The 17,520-nt window shown below is 58.0% G+C and carries 16 protein-coding genes and 1 tRNA gene; 9 read left to right on the top strand and 8 right to left on the bottom strand.

Features of this window, described 5'->3' with window-relative positions; translation table 11 throughout:
- Positions 1–159: 159 nt before the first annotated feature.
- Both FOT55_RS08410 and FOT55_RS08405 read left to right on the top strand, forming a co-directional pair.
- Entirely contained in the window at positions 160–537 is a 378-nt protein-coding gene (locus FOT55_RS08410; protein WP_043141761.1) for a MysB family protein, read from the top strand.
- A gap of 33 nt (positions 538–570) precedes the next feature.
- Entirely contained in the window at positions 571–1,116 is a 546-nt protein-coding gene (locus FOT55_RS08405; protein ID WP_147823357.1) for a GNAT family N-acetyltransferase, read from the top strand.
- Positions 1,117–1,122: 6 nt separating this feature from the next.
- On the opposite strand, the gene FOT55_RS08400 is transcribed toward FOT55_RS08405, so the two are convergent.
- The 3 genes from FOT55_RS08400 to mdoG all read right to left on the bottom strand — a co-directional run bounded on the left by FOT55_RS08400 (position 1,123) and on the right by mdoG (position 5,651).
- Positions 1,123–1,320 (bottom strand): YceK/YidQ family lipoprotein, encoded by a 198-nt coding sequence (locus FOT55_RS08400; RefSeq protein ID WP_060433862.1) that lies wholly within the window; start codon positions 1,318–1,320, stop codon positions 1,123–1,125.
- A gap of 211 nt (positions 1,321–1,531) precedes the next feature.
- The gene (mdoH, locus tag FOT55_RS08395; protein ID WP_025302385.1) at positions 1,532–4,090 is read right to left on the bottom strand and encodes a glucans biosynthesis glucosyltransferase MdoH; all 2,559 of its coding nucleotides are present in this window, start codon (positions 4,088–4,090) and stop codon (positions 1,532–1,534) included.
- A complete protein-coding gene (mdoG, locus tag FOT55_RS08390) occupies positions 4,083–5,651 on the bottom strand; it encodes a glucans biosynthesis protein MdoG (protein WP_025302384.1) in 1,569 nt (522 codons plus the stop codon). The genes mdoH and mdoG overlap by 8 nt, the downstream gene beginning before the upstream one ends.
- 259 nt (positions 5,652–5,910) lie before the next feature.
- On the opposite strand from mdoG, the gene mdoC reads away from it, so the two are divergent.
- The 4 genes from mdoC to FOT55_RS25680 all read left to right on the top strand — a co-directional run bounded on the left by mdoC (position 5,911) and on the right by FOT55_RS25680 (position 9,949).
- On the top strand, positions 5,911–7,041 hold the full coding sequence (gene mdoC, locus FOT55_RS08385) for a glucans biosynthesis protein MdoC (protein ID WP_147823356.1): 1,131 nt from the start codon (positions 5,911–5,913) through the stop codon (positions 7,039–7,041).
- A gap of 303 nt (positions 7,042–7,344) precedes the next feature.
- Complete coding sequence (locus tag FOT55_RS08380) at positions 7,345–7,569, top strand: hypothetical protein (protein ID WP_033633376.1); 225 nt, start codon at positions 7,345–7,347, stop codon at positions 7,567–7,569.
- A 281-nt stretch (positions 7,570–7,850) separates the two neighbouring features.
- A complete protein-coding gene (locus FOT55_RS08375; protein WP_015377414.1) occupies positions 7,851–9,572 on the top strand; it encodes a potassium/proton antiporter in 1,722 nt (573 codons plus the stop codon).
- A gap of 248 nt (positions 9,573–9,820) precedes the next feature.
- Positions 9,821–9,949, top strand: a complete 129-nt coding sequence (locus FOT55_RS25680) for a hypothetical protein (protein ID WP_016928228.1) — start codon at positions 9,821–9,823, stop codon at positions 9,947–9,949.
- Positions 9,950–10,011: 62 nt separating this feature from the next.
- Here FOT55_RS25680 and FOT55_RS25675 read toward each other — a convergent pair whose 3' ends face one another.
- The 5 genes from FOT55_RS25675 to cho form a co-directional block, all read right to left on the bottom strand.
- Positions 10,012–10,143, bottom strand: a complete 132-nt coding sequence (locus tag FOT55_RS25675) for a hypothetical protein (protein WP_256376330.1) — start codon at positions 10,141–10,143, stop codon at positions 10,012–10,014.
- A 69-nt stretch (positions 10,144–10,212) separates the two neighbouring features.
- Positions 10,213–10,716 (bottom strand): YlaC family protein, encoded by a 504-nt coding sequence (locus tag FOT55_RS08370; protein WP_043141770.1) that lies wholly within the window; start codon positions 10,714–10,716, stop codon positions 10,213–10,215.
- 123 nt (positions 10,717–10,839) lie between these two features.
- The gene (locus tag FOT55_RS08365; protein WP_025302380.1) at positions 10,840–11,139 is read right to left on the bottom strand and encodes a sigma-S stabilization anti-adapter protein IraP; all 300 of its coding nucleotides are present in this window, start codon (positions 11,137–11,139) and stop codon (positions 10,840–10,842) included.
- A 184-nt stretch (positions 11,140–11,323) separates the two neighbouring features.
- Positions 11,324–11,420, bottom strand: a tRNA-OTHER gene (locus tag FOT55_RS08360).
- 112 nt (positions 11,421–11,532) lie between these two features.
- Positions 11,533–12,381, bottom strand: a complete 849-nt coding sequence (gene cho, locus FOT55_RS08355) for an excinuclease Cho (RefSeq protein ID WP_049205152.1) — start codon at positions 12,379–12,381, stop codon at positions 11,533–11,535.
- A 231-nt stretch (positions 12,382–12,612) separates the two neighbouring features.
- Here cho and etsA point away from each other — a divergent pair, with 231 nt between their 5' ends.
- Genes etsA through etsC form a run of 3 tightly spaced genes read left to right on the top strand, consistent with a single transcriptional unit; the run spans position 12,613 to position 17,108 of the window.
- Entirely contained in the window at positions 12,613–13,803 is a 1,191-nt protein-coding gene (etsA, locus tag FOT55_RS08350; protein ID WP_455677417.1) for a macrolide efflux RND transporter periplasmic adaptor subunit EtsA, read from the top strand.
- Positions 13,800–15,737, top strand: a complete 1,938-nt coding sequence (locus FOT55_RS08345; protein ID WP_033642649.1) for a MacB family efflux pump subunit — start codon at positions 13,800–13,802, stop codon at positions 15,735–15,737. The genes etsA and FOT55_RS08345 overlap by 4 nt, the downstream gene beginning before the upstream one ends.
- 3 nt (positions 15,738–15,740) lie before the next feature.
- Entirely contained in the window at positions 15,741–17,108 is a 1,368-nt protein-coding gene (gene etsC / locus FOT55_RS08340) for a macrolide efflux RND transporter outer membrane subunit EtsC (protein WP_049208434.1), read from the top strand.
- Positions 17,109–17,520 lie beyond the last annotated feature (412 nt).

Here is a 17,520-nt window from a genome sequence, read left to right as displayed (position 1 = left end):
GCGCCTGCTTCTCCCGCTTTGCGGACAACCGTCGTCGCAGAGCGGACAACAAAAAAATTTGCATCCTGCGCCAGTGAGACAACAATTAGTTTTGACGTTTTTCCCCACCGCGCCGGCAGCACGCCGGACGCTTTATTCTCATTGTCAACGGAGGCGAACATGAGCCTGTATGCAACCCTGGAAGAAGCCATCGAGGCCGCACGCGAAGAGTTTCTCGACACCGCCGAAGGCGGCAGCGGTGACGAACCGCCGGTGCCGCAGCAGTTCAATCTGCAAAAGTACGTGATGCAGGATGGCGACACGATGTGGCAGGCGGAGTTCTTCGAAGAAGAGGGTGAAGCGGTGGAATGCCTGACGCTGCGCAGCGGTGCGGCGGCACAGGCGATCTTCGACGGGGACTACGACGAGGTGGAAATCACCGCCGAGTGGATAGACGAAAATACCCTGTATGAATGGGAAGAAGGCGACTTCCAGCTCGAGCCGCCGCTGGATACCGAAGAAGGCCAAGCCGCGGCCGATGAATGGGATGAACGTTAACCCGCACCACGTTTTTATCGCCAAGGAGGCAGCATGATTATCCGCCGGGCCCGCTCTACCGACTACCCCGCCATTTTGCAGCTGCAGGGGGAAAACGTGCCGGAAGCGCTCGACGAGCGCCAAAAACGACAGGGATTTATCGTATCGCGCATGAATGAGGCGCAGCTGACGGCGATCAACCGCGGCATCGGCATACTAGTGGCCGAACAGGAGGGCCAACTGGCAGGGTTTGTTTGCCTGATGCCCGCCGACATGCAACCTCGGCCGCCGGTGGTGGATGCGATGCTGACGACGCTCGCCACGCAGTCCTTCGCCGGGCGGGCGCTGAGTGAGCAGCGGGTGTTTCTCTACGGCCCGGTTTGCCTCGACGCCGCCTGGCGCGGCAAAGGCGTGCTGAAACGCCTCTACGCCGCCGTCAAAGCGCACACCAGTCATGACTACGACGTGGGCGCGCTGTTTATCGACGACGACAATCCGCATTCGTTGGCCGCTCACGTGCAAGGATTGGGCATGACGGCGCTGGCACCTTTCCACTGTGGGCAGAAAGGCTATCAGCTGGTGGTGTTCGCCACCCGCTGAGCAGGTTTATTCATAGGGGCCGTGCTGCGCATCGAACGGCAGCATAAAGGTGTCCACCACCATCGACAACGGCACATCTATCACCGTGACGTAACGCCAGGGCGTATCGCGCAAATCCCACTGCACGCCGGGATAGTACTGGTGGCCATGCCCCGCGCCGGGCATGGTGCGGCTGATGATGCTGCCGCAACCGGTTAGGGCCATCACGCCGGCCGCCACGCAGGCCAGCCGAAGGTAGGAAGAGAGCTTCACGACATTGACTCTGAGCAAAGGGTTGTTTCGCGAGTGAACAACGCATCGGCCGCAGTCTATCACAGTTCCCTTTCTCCACCGGCATCGGCGCGCGTAAGCAAAAGGTAAAAAAAACGGGGAACGCGCCATGCGCATTCCCCGTTTGAGCGTTGCCGTTCAGCGATTAACGCCGGCCCGTTGGGTGCGCCAGCGGGTTGTGCGGCAACTGCTGATAGTGCTCACGCCAGGCGGCGCCTTCCGGCAACAGCCAAACGCGCTGGTGCAAACGAGCCAACGTAACCGGATCGCTCAGCAGCTCCAGACGTTTGCCCTTCACCAGTTTCTCCGGCCCCAGCTGCAGCGCTTCGTTCACCCGCTCCTCGCGGTTGCGATCGAGCGTCGCACGCAGATGGTGACGCGCCGTCGCCAACGCCGTCGCCAGCGCGTTGAAGGATGGGTTGACCACCGCATGCATAAAGCCGTTGGTCAGCGCGCGGTTGCGGTTGAGATGCAGATATTCTTCCGTCGCCAGCAACTCGCGCGGCGGGTTGTACTCTTCCGGGATCAGGAACAGCTTGGCGCGTTTGCTCTTCATGCCCAGCGTTGCGCGGCTCGACAGCACCGACACGAACGGTGACAGGATCAGCGAGAACACGATCGGCGCCAACCACCACAGGAAGCGCAGATCCAGCCACGCCATGCCGCCGGCCCACACCAGGCCCAGCAACATCTGCGAGCCATGGCGGCGGAACGCTTCACCCCAAGGCGTATCGTCATCGTCACGCTGCGGAGAATTCCACACCACTTCCCAACCGAGGAAGGCGCTCACTACGAACACGGTATGGAACAGCATGCGCACCGGCGCCAGCAGCACCGAGAACAGCATTTCCATCAGCATCGAAATGAACAGGCGGAACGCCCCACCGTACTCTTTCGCGCCCTTGGCCCAGATCAGCACAATACTGAGCAACTTCGGCAGGAACAGCAGCACCAGCGTGGTGGAGAACAGTGCAATCGCCAGCTCGGGCCGCCACTGTGGCCAGACCGGGAACAGCTGCCGCGGCTGCAGGAAGTATTGCGGTTCCATCAGCGTATGCACCACCTGCAATGCGGTGGAGAGCGCCAGGAACATGAACCACAGCGGCGCCGACAGGTAAGACATCACGCCGGTCAGGAACACCGCACGGTGCACCGGGTGCATCCCCTTCACCAGGAACAGGCGGAAGTTCATCAGGTTGCCGTGGCACCAGCGGCGGTCGCGTTTCAGCTCGTCCAGCAGGTTTGGTGGCAGCTCTTCGTAACTGCCCGGCAGATCGTAAGCGATCCACACGCCCCAGCCGGCGCGGCGCATCAGCGCCGCTTCAACGAAGTCGTGCGACAAGATTGAACCGGCGAAGGAGCCCTCGCCCGGCAACGGCGCCAGCGCACAGTGCTCGATAAACGGCTTCACGCGGATGATGGCATTATGGCCCCAGTAATGTGACTCACCCAGCTGCCAGAAATGCAGGCCGGCGGTGAACAACGGCCCGTAAACGCGGGTGGCGAACTGCTGCACGCGCGCATACAGGGTATCCATACCGGACGCCTTCGGCGCCGACTGGATGATGCCGGCGTTCGGGTTGGCTTCCATCAAACGCACCAGCCCGGTGAGGCATTCGCCGCTCATCACGCTGTCGGCATCCAGGATCACCATGTAACTGTACTCACCGCCCCAACGACGGCAGAAGTCGTCGATGTTGCCGCTCTTGCGTTTTACGCGGCGGCGGCGGCGGCGATAGAAGATGCGGCCGTGGCCGTCGACATCGCGGCACAGCTCCATCCACGCCTTTTGCTCCGCCACGCAGATGTCCGGATCGTAGCTGTCGCTCAGCACGTAGATATCGAAGTGTTCCAGCTGACCGGTCGCGGCGACGGACTCATAGGTCGCACGCAGGCCGGCGAACACGCGTTCGACGTCTTCGTTGCAGATCGGCATGATCAGCGCGGTGCGGTGCGCCGGGTTGATCGGCTCATCGCCCTTGATGGTAGAGGAAATACTGTATTTGTCCTTGCCGATCAGCAACTGCAGGAAGCCCATCAGCGCGGTCCAGAAACCGGCCGAGACCCAGCAGAACAGCACGGCGAACAGGATCAGAATGCCGGTTTGCAGCACATACGGCAGCAGTTGCAGGACCGACTGCATCAGATCCTGATCCAACATGGCGATAGGATCGATCAGCGCCCAGCCCTGATAAGGCAAGATGGTTTTCATGTACCAGGTGGCGATGCCGGTCTGCACCAGCATCAGCACCAGCAGCACATAGCGGCGCATGGAGCCGACGACACGCCAGCGGTTCTCGGCCGCGGCTTCCTCTTTGGTGGCGTGCCGATTGTGCGGCGAACGCCCCAGCAGAGAATCCCAGAAGCGCGCCACCGGGTTGGTGCGCCAGGCTTCCGGGAACATGGTGGTGCGTTTGATCGGCGGCGTCGCCTTCAGAATGGCACGCCCTTCGGCGTCGGTATCGAAGTCGTCATCGCTGACCGCATCCGGCCAGGCGTTTTCGATACGCGGTTTGACCGAGGCCAGCGCCACGTCATCCGCCGACAGGCTATTGACGTTGGCGTCGGCGGCGCCCATCTGCCGATGGAGCGCCTCCAGAGCCTGAGCGTCATCCGCCGTTTGAGGGTTGAGCGCCTCTGACCGCTCAGCGGTCAGAGGCAACGCCGCAAGATAATCCTGGGCGGGTTGAGTAGGCTTATTCATTGGCAGGTAGCTGATAGCTCCAGGTTTCCGACAGAGTCTTATCGCCATTGACCAGCGCCGCACGCATTTCTACCGGCTTCTTGTCGTCTTTCACTTTCAGACGCACCGTCAGGCGCCAGCCTTTGGTCACTGGGTTATAGCGGACGTTGTTTTCTACCATTTCACCATTGTCGCCGATGCTGATCTGAGAGGCGACCGGGGTATTGGCATCCAGTCCTTTCAGCACCGGGCCAACGAAGTCGACCAGGAAAGCCACGCTGCCGTCTGGCTCGCGAATCAGGTTGGACTGCTTCACGTCACCGGTCGAACGCATAGTCCGCGCCACATAGGCGATGTCTTGCGAATGCAGCTTGTCTTCATCGCGGGTGAAGTTCAGGCGGTAGCTCAGCGTCAGCGGCTTTTTGGCTTCCGGCAAGGTATCCGGCGTCCAGAACGCGACGATGTTGTCGTTGGTTTCATCCGCCGTCGGGATCTCCACCAGCTCGACCTTGCCTTTGCCCCAGTCGCCCTTTGGTTCGATCCAGGCGCTCGGACGCAGATCGTAACGATCGTCCAGATCTTCATATTCTTTGAAGTTGCGACCGCGCTGCAGCAGACCGAAGCCTTTCGGATTCTCAACGGTATAGGTGCTGACGGACAGGTGTTTAGGATTGTTCAGCGGACGCCAGATCCACTCGCCGTTGCCGGCATGGATAGACAGACCGTTGGAATCGTGCAACGCCGGGCGGTAGTTCAGCGTCGGTGACGGCTGGTTCGGCCCGAACAGGTACATGCTGGTCAGCGGCGCCAGGCCCAGTTTACCCACCTTGTCGCGCAGGAACACTTTAGACTCGACGTCCACGGTGGTGTCGCGGCCCGGGATCACCGTGAAGCGGTAAGCGCCGGTGGCACGCGGGGAATCCAGCAGCGCGTAGATCACCAGGTGCTTGTCGCCCTGCTTCGGACGTTCAACCCAGAATTCGCGAAAACGCGGGAACTCTTCGCCGGACGGCAAAGCGGTGTCGATAGCCAGGCCGCGAGCGGAAAGCCCGTAAACCTGCCCTTTACCCACCACGCGGAAATAGCTCGCGCCCAGCAGGCTCATGATCTCATCGTTTTTGTCGGCGCTGTTGATCGGATAAAGCACCTTGAAGCCGGCAAAACCGAGATTTTTCACCGATTCAGGGTCGTGTTTGACCGAACCGAAGTTGAAGTAATCTGGGCTGTACTTGATCTGTTTTACGCTGGTGGAGGTGACTTCGTTGATTTTCACCGGCGTATCGAAGTACATCCCCTGATGATAAAACTCAAGCTTGAAAGGGGTTTTCAGCTTGCTCCAATAGGCTTTATCGTGATTGAACTGAATCTGCTGATAGTCTGCGAACTTCATCTCGCGGAACTGAGAAGGAAGGTTGCTCTTCGGGGCTTCGAAACCTTTCGCCGCCAGATCCTGCGCCTGCTTGGCGACATCATCAATAGAAAAGGCCCATGCCGGCGAACTGAACAGCGTGAACAATACGGTAGCACCTAACCAACGAACGCTCGCGGCGCGTGGTTGTCCGGATAATATATTAACTAGCACATCCCCCCCTATTCGTGTGCTCAAATCATTTAAATCCATATTAATGGATTACTCAGCTTTCCGACAACATGATAAATGGATGGTTCATGTTTACGGCTCATTGTTTAAGCAGCTGATGGAACACCAGCGTAGCAAGCCGCGCAACAAGACGCTATGGAAAAATGCGGGGGGCTATAGTAGGGTTCCGGATAACAATTTAACGTTTGACGACTTATTAAGCGTGTTAATGAACTCTCGATTAAATCACCAGCGGTAATCTATGACTAAAGGCAGCAAACAGCGCGAGTTTTTCCTCGATTCGATCCGAGCCTATTTGATGTTGCTCGGCATTCCGTTTCACCTCTCCCTGATTTATTCCAGCCACGCCTGGGCGGTGAACAGCGCGTCGCCCTCCTTCTCGCTCACGGTGCTGAACGACTTCATCCACGCTTTCCGCATGCAGGTGTTCTTCGTGATCTCCGGCTACTTCTCCTACATGCTCTACGAGCGCTACGAGCGCCATCAGTGGTTGAAGGTCAGGCTGGAGCGGGTGGCGATCCCGCTGTTGAGCTCCATCCCGCTAATTACGGTGCCGCAATTTTTCATGCTGAAATATTTCACCGATAAATTAAACGGCTGGGACGAGTTTTCTCTCTATCAGAAAATAAATGTAACAGTTTGGGAATTGGTGTCTCATCTGTGGTTCTTATTGACCCTGTCATTGTTGACCTTCGCCTGCTTTTATCTGTTCCGCAAAATCAAGCGTCAAACCCGCGATCCTATTCCACCGTTAATAAACAGAATGCGTGGATTAGGAAATGTCTCACTGTGTTTCTTTATTTATGCGGTATGCTATTCGGTCGCGCACCGTATTATTTTAATTTTCGCGCCGCAGCTATTATCCAATGGCCTGTTCAATTTCGTGGTGATGGAGACGATGTTCTACCTGCCGTTCTTCATCCTCGGCGCCTATGCGTTTAAGTATGTGTGGCTTAAAGAGATTTTTCTGCGTCGTTCGCCGCTGGCGCTGCTCGGCTCGCTGCTGCTGTTTATCGCATATATGCTGAACCAGAAACTGTTGGCGCACAGCAGCTATATGTTCGAGCTGGAAGTGGTGATCAAAACCCTAATGGGGATCCTGATGACCAATGTGGTGTTCTCTTTCGGGCATAACCTGCTGAATTATCACTCGCCGCGCATCACCTATCTGGTCAACGCCTCGCTGTTTATATATCTGGTGCACCACCCGTTGACCCTGATATATGGCGCTTTCGTGACGCCGTATATCGGCAATAACCTGTTGGGATTTTTGCTGGGCCTGCTGTTTGTGTTCTCGCTGGCCTTCGCGTTATATGAGCTGCACAAGCGCATTCCGGTGCTGCGTTTCCTGTTCTCCGGCAAGCCGCAATAACCTTGTCCCCTGTAAACCTGACCGTTCGCAGGGGTTTTCTGTCATATTAACGCCGCGCAGAAAGCCTATACTGGTCGTTTGCATACAGAGCACACATTGCTCAGCCTGGCGTCGCCCGTTAGGGCACAGTGATACGGCAGCATAGATTACCTAGTCGTTATAACTGCAATGCATAAGTAAAAATCCATATCCCTGCCTTACGGTAGTGATTGGGCTCGACACCCCCGAAGGGCTGCGCGATCGTTTAATTCATTCGATGGCGTTAGCTGCATCTCCCTTCCGTCACGACAGAGAGGATTTTGAATGACCGATAAGAACACCCCGGCTCAGGAAGCCGTAGCGGAAAACGCTACCCTGCTGAAGATCCTCGGCAGGCTGCTGTCCGCGCTGGACGCCTCAATCAGCGGCAAAGAACGCAGCGTTTTGGTTGCTGAGCTCTCCAACTTTAATCTCGACGGCATTTCTGAAGCGGAAAGCAAGCTGGCCACCGAGCTGATCAAACGGGCGCTGGAATCGCTCGACCACTAACCCTACCGCGCCTGCAAACCATTAAGCCTGCCTGCACGGGCTTAATGGTTTTTCCTCCGAGCAGCTCGATCATTGTTGCCACAGCAAAAATACAGCAGCCTGATAATGTTGGCTAAAAGGCAGAATTTCCCCTCTTCTCCTCACTTTCTTAGTTTAATCGTACCAAAGGGCAATAATTGATCGATTGTTTTCACAATCAGCCTTGGCGTTTTACCCACTAAACACGTTATCATCGGCACACGCGCAGTGCCCCCTATCCCCAGCCTCAGGAGAGCGAAATTTTGGATGCCAGCACCATTAACAGCTTGTTCGTCATCGGTGCCGTGCTGGTGGGGGCAAGCATTCTGCTCAGCTCATTTTCTTCCCGACTCGGCATTCCGATCCTGGTGATCTTCCTGGCGATCGGCATGCTGGCCGGCGTCGACGGCCCCGGCGGCATCGTCTTCAGCAATTACCCGGTCGCTTATCTGGTCAGTAACCTCGCGTTGGCGGTGATCCTGCTCGACGGCGGCATGCGCACCCGGGTCAGTTCGTTCCGCGTGGCACTGTGGCCAGCACTGTCTCTCGCCACCGTCGGCGTGGTGATCACCGCCGGCCTAACCGGCATGGCCGCCGCCTGGCTGTTCAACCTCGATCTGCTGCAGGGCTTGCTGATCGGTGCCATCATCGGTTCCACCGACGCCGCCGCAGTCTTCTCGTTGCTGGGCGGCAAAGGGTTGAACGAACGCGTCAGCGCTACGCTGGAGATCGAATCCGGCAGCAACGATCCGATGGCGGTATTTCTCACCATCACGCTGATTGCGATGATCGCCGCCGGGGAAACCGCGCTAAGCTGGACCTTCCCGCTGCATCTGATGCAGCAGTTCGGCATGGGCATCGTCTTCGGTCTCGGCGGCGGCTGGCTGCTGCTGACGCTGATCAACCACATCAAGCTGGCGGACGGTCTCTACCCGCTGCTGGCGGTGAGCGGCGGCATTCTTATTTTCGCGCTGACTACCGCGCTGGACGGCAGCGGCATTCTGGCGGTGTACCTGTGCGGTCTGCTGCTGGGCAACCGTCCAATCCGCAACCGTCACGGCATCGTGCAAACCTTCGATGGCCTGGCCTGGCTCAGCCAGATCGGCATGTTCCTGGTGCTCGGTCTGCTGCTCAACCCGCATGAGCTGCTGCCGATCGCCATCCCTGCCCTGCTGCTGTCGCTGTGGATGATCCTGTTCGCGCGCCCGCTGTCGGTGTTTATCGGTTTGCTGCCGTTCCGCAGCTTTACCCTGCGCGAACGCGGCTTTATTTCCTGGGTTGGCCTGCGCGGCGCGGTGCCGGTGATCCTGGCGGTGTTCCCGATGATGGCCGGGCTGCCCAACGCCCAACTGTTCTTTAACGTGGCGTTCTTCGTGGTGCTGGTTTCCCTGCTACTGCAAGGCACCACGCTGTCATTCGCCGCCAAAAAGGCCAAGGTGATCGTGCCGCCGGCGCTGACGCCGATCTCCCGCGTTGGGCTGGACGTACACCCGGAAAACCAGTGGGAACAATTCGTTTATCAGCTTTCGGCGGAAAACTGGTGCGTCGGTGCTGCGCTGCGTGAACTGAAAATGCCGCCTAATACCCGCATCGCCGCCCTGTTCCGCGGCAAAGAGCTGTTGCACCCTAGCGGCAGTACCCGGCTGCGCGAGAACGATATTTTGTGCGTCATCGGCCATGAGCACGACCTGCCGATCCTCGGCAAGCTCTTTAGCCAGGCACCGGCAGTGACGCTCGACGAGCGCTTCTTCGGCGACTTTATCCTGCAATCCGACGCCCGTTTGAGCGACATCTCACAGGTTTATGGCCTCAACCTGCAAGACGACGTGGACGAGCAGCAGACGCTGGGGCAGTTCGTCATTCAGCTGATCGGCGGCGAACCGGTGATCGGCGACCAGGTGGAGTGGGACGGCCTGACCTGGACCATTGCAGAAATGGACGGCAATCAAGTCAGCAAGATAGGCGTCAGGATCGTGACCGACTGACGCTGCCGCACAGCGGCGCTATCAGATGAGGGAACTTCTGGCCTTAAGAACGTTCTTAATCACTATCACGATGTATGCGATTCGGCGCCGCTGAATTATATCCCTTTGATATAAAAACTTAACAGCGGCGCCCACAGGGATTAAGGGTGTGAACGGCAAGACTCGATTTCTTTCGGTGATGATGCTCATGGCGCTGGGTGTAGCGGCAGCCGATCTCAGCATCGCCGGTTTGGTCCATAGACTTTTAATTGGATAATTTTAACGTGACGCAGCAGGAACAAGAAAAAGACATTCTGGGGAAAATACTGGTGACGGTGTCCGCGCTTTGCCTGATTCTGGTGGCGGCGTTCCTGATCTGGGGATTCGTGCTGGATTGATGCCACGCGACGCTCAGACATAAAAAAAACCGCCGCGGCGGTTTTTTTTATGGGTCAGGCGATCAAATCTTGCAACCTTCGCAGTCCGCTTCGTCTTCGAGGATTTCAGGGACCTCTTTTACCTTCTGCGCCGCTTTTTCTTCGGCTTTCGCCAGTTCGGCATCGATATCAAAATCGAAAATATCATCACTCATCGCTTGGTCCTTATTCTGCTTCATGTTCAAACGCTGAGTATAATCGACAAGCCGCCGGCCGGAAACCTTTCAGTTTGCCGCCGCCAGCTGCGGTGGCTCATCCTGCGGCTTTTTTCCGTATGCCATATCGTACACGTCGTAGAAGTCGATTTCGCCCTTGTTGCCGATGATGACTCGCATCTTCTGTTTCAGCGCGGCGCCGATGGAAGGCTCATCCAGCAATTGCTGCACCGCATAAGGCGACAGCGCGCGCGTGAAGTACCATTCGCCATTGTAGCAAACCCGCAGATCCAGCACCCCGATGTCCTCGAAACGGTACACCGGCCGGATCTCGATCAGCAGCATGGCGAACATGAACAGCACGAAGGCGGTGAAGCCCAGGAAGGCATACACCCCCATGTACGGCACCTGATACATCACGGCGATCACCGCGAAGTAACCGGCGAACATGGCAAGGCACAAATAGCGGTGAGTACGGGCGAATTCGCTGTTGAAGCGCGGCTTGCCGTCACGCCCTTCGCGCCGATTGATCTGCTCAATCTCTTTAACCAAGATGCTTTTAATCGCGTCCATCGTTACAACCTTATGCTGGAAACAGCATTGCCATCAAATCTCGCTGCTAAAAGTAACACAAGTACAGTTTTGCCGGGTAGATCAGTTAGCCAACTTAATGACGGCAACTGTTATAGTTCGGCTTCAGCGCGGCTGAGCGGCCTTGCCTTGCGCAAACATGAACATGCGCTGGGCCACATCGTCGGCCTGCTTGATTTTCTGCTTTTGCGGTTCGTTGCTGCGTTGAATGGCGCGGGCGTAGGCGATTTCATGGGCCTGATCGATCATCGCGATGATCCGATCACGTTCGGTCTTCTCCATATTGCCTAACATGGTAGTGATAATCGCCTGATAAGCGTTGGACGCGGCGGTCAGCGCTTTCTCTCTCGCCTCGAGGGCGGCGACGCGTTGCAAGAGTTCCTGCAGTTGATCGGAGTGAGACATATCGACCTCCTGTTGCCGGGCAGCAAGCCTGCCTGATTACAGTTTAGCAAAGGATCGAAAGAGAAAGAGGAAGGAAAGCCAGCGGTTACGGTAAAGCACACCCGAAAATCCCAACGAGGAGCCGATAGTGCAAATCAACCCGGGTGCGCTTTACGGTAAGCGCGATGAGACGAAGAAAGAAAGCTGGCGCGCTATGCAGGACTCGAACCCGCGTCTATCAATTTTCAAGCCAAAACAAGCCATTATAAAACCAATCACTCTGCCAACTGAGTTAATAGCGCGTTCCTTCGCTTCGGGGCGCCATTATCCATAACAACATTATGGATTCAAGTTTTTTTAGCATAATGCCCTGACTTTACGGATAAATCTTAGGTTATCACCAGCATGATGGCCTTACGGCAGCTCAATAATCGGGTAATCGCCAGCGATGAGCGGCTTGCACAAAATCTTGTAGCCATCGCTGTCGAAATGGCTGGCCGCGCTCTGTAGCTGCTCCGCCTGCGCCAGATCGCCGACCGAGCCCAGATAAAACCAATTGTGGATCACATGGTACTGACGCAGCGTCTCGCCCTGCTCCTCCAGCGCCACGCGCCCGGCGAACGGCCAACAGGCGATGCGCAACTGCTCAAGCGCCGCGCCGAGCCGCAGCGCATGCTCCTGCGCCGACTCCACGCCACAGCAGGCGCCCGCGCACTTGCGCAGGCTGTAGCGGAAACAGGCTCGCCCTGCCGGCAGCTTGTCGATCCCCAGCTTGCCGTAACATAAACGATGCTCATCGGCGATGGCGCGCAGCTTTTCCAGCGCGGCGTGGCGATTGGCAAACAGCCCGTAGAGGTGGGGCGTGACGGCGAAGTCGATCTCTTTGGCGTGAGCAATCGTCACCGCATCTGCCTGCAAGCGCAGCGCGCACAGCTGTTTCGAACGCCGCAGACGTTTGTTGAACAGCGGCTGTTGCTGTTTGATCAATTGCGCCTCCAGCAGCAATGCCCCCAACTCGCCTGCGGTCTCGATAAAGCTGATGCGCCGGGTTTGGCGCAGCATTTTAGCCTCGTCCTGCGCGCGGAAGTGCGCCATCACCCGGCTGCGTATATTGACGCTTTTACCGATGTAAAGCGGCAGGCTCTCGCTTTGACCGTGAAACACATACACACCCGGCCCTTTGGGCAACGGCGCCAGGCAGGCGCGCAGGTGCTCCGGGTATTGGTAAATGTCGAGTTCTGGCTCGAGGCGGTTTGGCATCATGGCGGTGGTGTTATCCTGCTGATGAATGAATACTGGTTTTTTACCCAGTATAACGCCCAACGCAGCCGGTTGCACACGTGGTGGATAATAACTCGCCGTGATCTTTAGCGGGAAAGCCTTTACTATCCCCTTTCCAGCGGGAAAGCGCCTCACGTTTAGCGCCAGTTCAAGCTGGCGCTGCCATGATGGCAGACTAGAACCGCCGCTTTTATCGTTATGGAAAACCTGGGTATGTCATCACTGAAACTCCCCTCCCGCCGTCTGGCGTTGATCGCCGCCATCGTTTTCATCGCCGTCGCCGTCGCGCTGGCCATTTTTTGGCAACGCCCGCCTCAGCAGGATTACGTTACCGCGCCGGCCCGCCTGGGCGATATCGAAAACGCCGTGCTGGCCACCGGGCGGCTGGATGCCATCGAACGCGTCAACGTCGGCGCCCGCGTCTCCGGCGAAGTCAAATCGCTGAAGGTCAAGCTGGGCGATCGCGTCACTAAAGGGCAACCGATCGCCGACATCGACGATCTGCAACAGCGCAACGATCTGCGCAACGCCGAGGCAGCGCTGAACGTAGTCAAAGCCAATATGTTAGCCAAACAGGCCTTGCTGAAACAGGCGGAGTCGCGTTTTAAACGCCAGCGCCGCATGCTGAACGACGAAGCCAGTTCGCGGGAAGACTTCGAGACCGCCGAAGCCTCGCTCGCCACCACTCGCGCCGATCTGCAGGCGCTCAATGCGCAGTTGGTGCAATCGCAGATCGAAGTCGAAAAGAAAAAAATCGATCTGGGCTATACCCGCGTGGTTGCGCCGATGGACGGCATTGTTATCGCCGTGGTCACGCAGCAGGGACAAACGGTCAACTCCAGCCAAAGTGCACCGACCATCGTCAAGCTGGCGCGGCTGGATATGATGACCATCAAGGCGCAGATCTCCGAAGCCGACATCACCCGCATTTCGCCGGGACAAAAGGCGTACTTCACTATTTTCTCCGATCCGGATAAGCGGTACGACGCCACGCTACGCACCATCGAGCTGGCACCGGAATCGGTGATGAAAGACGACTCGCTCGCCGGGACCAGCTCTGCTTCCGGCTCCGGCACCTCGAACGCCTCGGTCTATTACAACGCGCTGCTGGACGTGCCCAACCCGGAAAACCGCCTGCGCATCGCCATGACCGCGCAGGTGTCCTTGCTGCTCGGCGACGCGAAGAACACCCTACTGGTGCCGATCCAGGCGGTGCATAAAATCGATGGCCAAGAGCAGCAGGTGCAGGTGCTGACCCAAGACCAGCGGCTGGAAACGCGCAAAGTGACCACCGGCATCACCAACAACGTCGACATTCAGATCCTCAGCGGCCTGAAAGCCGGTGAAACCGTGGTGCTGTCGCAGCCCGCCGCCAAATCGGCTGAGGATGGCATCTTCCTGTGAACGCGATCATCGAACTAAAAGGCATCAGCCGAACCTACACCAACGGCGGCCAGGCGCTGACGGTATTGAAAGACATCGATCTGACCATCGCCGCCGGCGAGCTGGTGGCGATCATCGGCGCCTCCGGTTCCGGCAAATCGACGCTGATGAACATCATGGGCTGCCTCGACGTGCCGGATCGCGGCGATTACTACATCAGCGGCCAGAACGCCGCCCACCTGTCGCCGGACGAACTGGCCCGCCTGCGCCGCGAGCATATCGGCTTTATTTTCCAGCGTTACCACCTGATGCCCGATCTCAGCGCGCTGGGCAATGTCGAAATCCCGGCTATCTACGCCAACGCCCGGCGCGATCAGCGGCGGCAGCGGGCGGCGCAATTGCTGGCGCGGTTGGGGCTTGAGGGGCGCGAAGACCACAAACCCGGCCAGCTTTCCGGCGGCCAGCAGCAGCGCGTCAGCATCGCCCGTTCGCTGATCAACGGCGGTGAGATCATCCTGGCGGACGAACCGACCGGCGCGCTGGACACCCAATCCGGCCAGGAAGTGCTGGCGATCCTGAGCGAACTGAATCAGCGCGGCCACACCGTGGTGATCGTCACCCACGATATGAAAGTGGCGCAACATGCGCAGCGCGTCATCGAACTGCAAGATGGCAAGATCATCGCTGACAGTGGCCGCAAGTCGGCGTCCGGCCCATCGTTGCCGCCGCCGAACCGCAGCCGGCAAAGCGGCTGGCAACGCCTGATCGACCGCACTCGCGAATCGCTGCACATGGCGTTGAAGGCGATGAACGCTCATCGTCTGCGCACCGCGCTGACCATGACCGGCATCATCTTCGGCATCGCCGCCGTGGTCACGGTAGTGGCGCTGGGCGAAGGCGCCAAACAGCGCACGCTGGAAAACCTCAAAGATCTCGGCACGAATGTGGTAAGCATCTATCCGGGCCGCGATTTCTTCGACGACGCCATCGACAGCATCCGCACCCTGGTGCCGGCCGATGCCGACGCGCTGGCACAGCAAAGCTTCGTCGACAGCGTCAGCCCGGAAGTAGACGCCTCCGACAGCATCCGTTTTCGCAGCAAGTCCGCCACTGCCTCGATCACCGGCGTCGGGCGCGACTATTTCCGCGTTAACGGCGTCGAGCTGTTACAAGGCGTGACTTTCCGCGACGATCGTAATGCGCTGCAGGAAGTGATCATCGACGACAATGCGCGCCAGGCGCTGTTCGGCGATTTCGGCGTCGAGCCGCTCGGCCAGATCGTGTTTCTCGGCTCGGTGCCGGCCCGGGTGATCGGTGTGGCTAAAAGCAATCGCAATTACGCGCCCAATCGCATCACTGTATGGATGCCCTACAGCACTGTCATGTATCGCATGGTAGGCAAACCGACGCTCAGCGGCATCACCGTTCGCCTAAAGGACAATGTCGCCAGCGAATCGGCCGTCACCGCTATCACACAGCTGTTGACCCAGCGCCACGGCGTAAAAGATTTCCGTTTGTACAACTTCGATAAAATCCGAAAGTCCATCGAACGCACGTCAATGACTTTTAGCCTGCTGATCCTGATGGTGGCATCAATCGCGCTGGTGATCGGCAGCCTGGGGGTGATGAACATCATGCTGGTCTCGGTGACCGAACGCACCCACGAAATCGGCGTGCGCATGGCGGTCGGCGCGCGGCGCAGCGACATCATGCAACAGTTCATGATAGAGGCGGTGCTGGTCTGTCTGATCGGCGGCGCATTGGGCATCGCGCTGTCGTTCGCCGCCGGGTCGCTGTTCACCTCGCTGGCGGGCGGTATGTTCACCGCCATCTATTCCTGGCAAGCTGCCGCGACGGCGTTTTTCTGTTCAACTTTAATCGGCATGATCTTCGGTTATCTCCCCGCCCGTAAAGCGGCAAGGATGGATCCGGTCGTTTCATTGGCCAGCGAGTAACCCATGAAAATTTTATCTCCCCTGGCGCTAAGCCTCGTCGCCTTGCTCACCGCCGGCTGCGGCAACGCCCTGAAAAGCGACTACCGGGCGCCGCAGGTCAACTATCCGACGAGCTGGCAGCACGACGCCCACAACGCCGCGCCCACGCCGTTCGACTGGCGCGATTTCCACGATCCTGAGCTCGATCGCTGGCTGCAACAGGTGATGGCGAGCAATAACGATCTGGCCGCCGCCGTACTGCGCGTTTACCGCGCGCAGCTCGAGGCGGAACGCGTCGGCATCAGCACCGCGCCCGGCATCAGCGCCTCATTAGGCAGCGGTATCAATCGCCCGCTGTCCGAGTCCTCCGCGTGGAATAAAACCAGCAACGCGTCGCTCACCACCAGCTATGAAGTCGATCTGTGGGGCAAGCTGGCGCGCCAGCGCGACGCCGCCGAGTGGAGCAACCAGGCTTCCGTGCAGGATCTGCAGGCGGCGCGCCTGAAACTGTTGGCCGACGCCGCCACCAACTACTGGCGCATCGGTTTTCTCAATCAACAAATCAGCGTCAGCCAGGCGAGCATCGCCTATGCCAAAACGACGCTGCGGCTGGCCAACGCCCGTTATCAGGCCGGCAGCATCTCGGCGCTGGACGTAGTGAACGCGGAACAAAACTTGCTGGCGCAGGAACGCAGCCTGCTGGCGTTACAACACGATCGTCAACAGGCGCTGAACGAGCAGGCGGTGCTGCTGGGCGCGCCATCAGGCCAGGCCACCATCGCGCCCGTGCGCCTGCCGACGACGGCGATGCCGCAGATCAACACCGGCATTCCCGCTAGCGTCCTGAGCCGTCGCCCGGATCTCAGCGCTCAAGAGCTGCGGTTGCGCGCCGCCCTGGCCAACGTCGATGAAAAACGTCTGCAATACTATCCTGCGTTCAGCCTGACCGGTTCACTGGGCGCCAGCAGCGGCGCGCTGCTGGAATTCCTGCGCAACCCGACGGGCAGCCTCGGCGCCGGCCTGACGCTGCCGTTCCTGCAGTGGCGGCAAATGGGCGTGGAGATCAAGATCGCCCGCAACGATTATGAACAGCAAGTTCTGGCCTTCAAGCAGGCGCTGTACAAAGCGATGGGCGATGTGAACAACGCGCTGTCACTGCGCACGCAGCTGCTGGCGCAGGAGACGCAGTTGCGCGCCTCATTAGCGTTGGCGCGTAAATCGGAACGGCTGAACGAGGTGCGTTACCGACAGGGCGCCGTCACCATTACCGACTGGCTGAATGCTCAGGAACAACGCCGTCAGGCGGAACTGTCGGTGGATGAAAACCGCTTCGCGCAGTACCAGAATCTGGCGAAAATCTATCTCGAATTCGGCGGTTCATCGGTACCTTAATCCAAACTGCCTGGCCAGTGGGTCAGGCGTTTTTTTGACGGCAAACACATCAATTTTTCCTGTTTTATCTCCCGTACTCTCTATACTTAAAACATGACCAATTAGACGAAAAATCGTCAAATCGCACATTTATTAGACCATTCTCGCACCAAATCGGTGCAAACACTTAAGTTAAACTGCTGGATTTGATCGCCGCAAGATATAACGTTAAGCTATAGATGCAAAATAATTAGTCACCTAAATGACATAACCTCGGCATAAACGACGGTATTTTGTGATCCACATCCCAACTTAAATGTGGATAATGAATCGTCTTGAACCGCGATTCGATTAGCCGATTTGATAACTCGAAAACAACAGTGAACGGAGATTACGCTTTCACGAACAACGAATAATTCATTAAGGGATGATT

It is taken from the genome of Serratia bockelmannii (assembly GCF_008011855.1).
Classification (GTDB): domain Bacteria; phylum Pseudomonadota; class Gammaproteobacteria; order Enterobacterales; family Enterobacteriaceae; genus Serratia; species Serratia bockelmannii.
The sequence above is the reverse complement of the archived record's forward strand: the minus strand, read 5'-3'. Positions and strand labels throughout refer to the sequence as shown.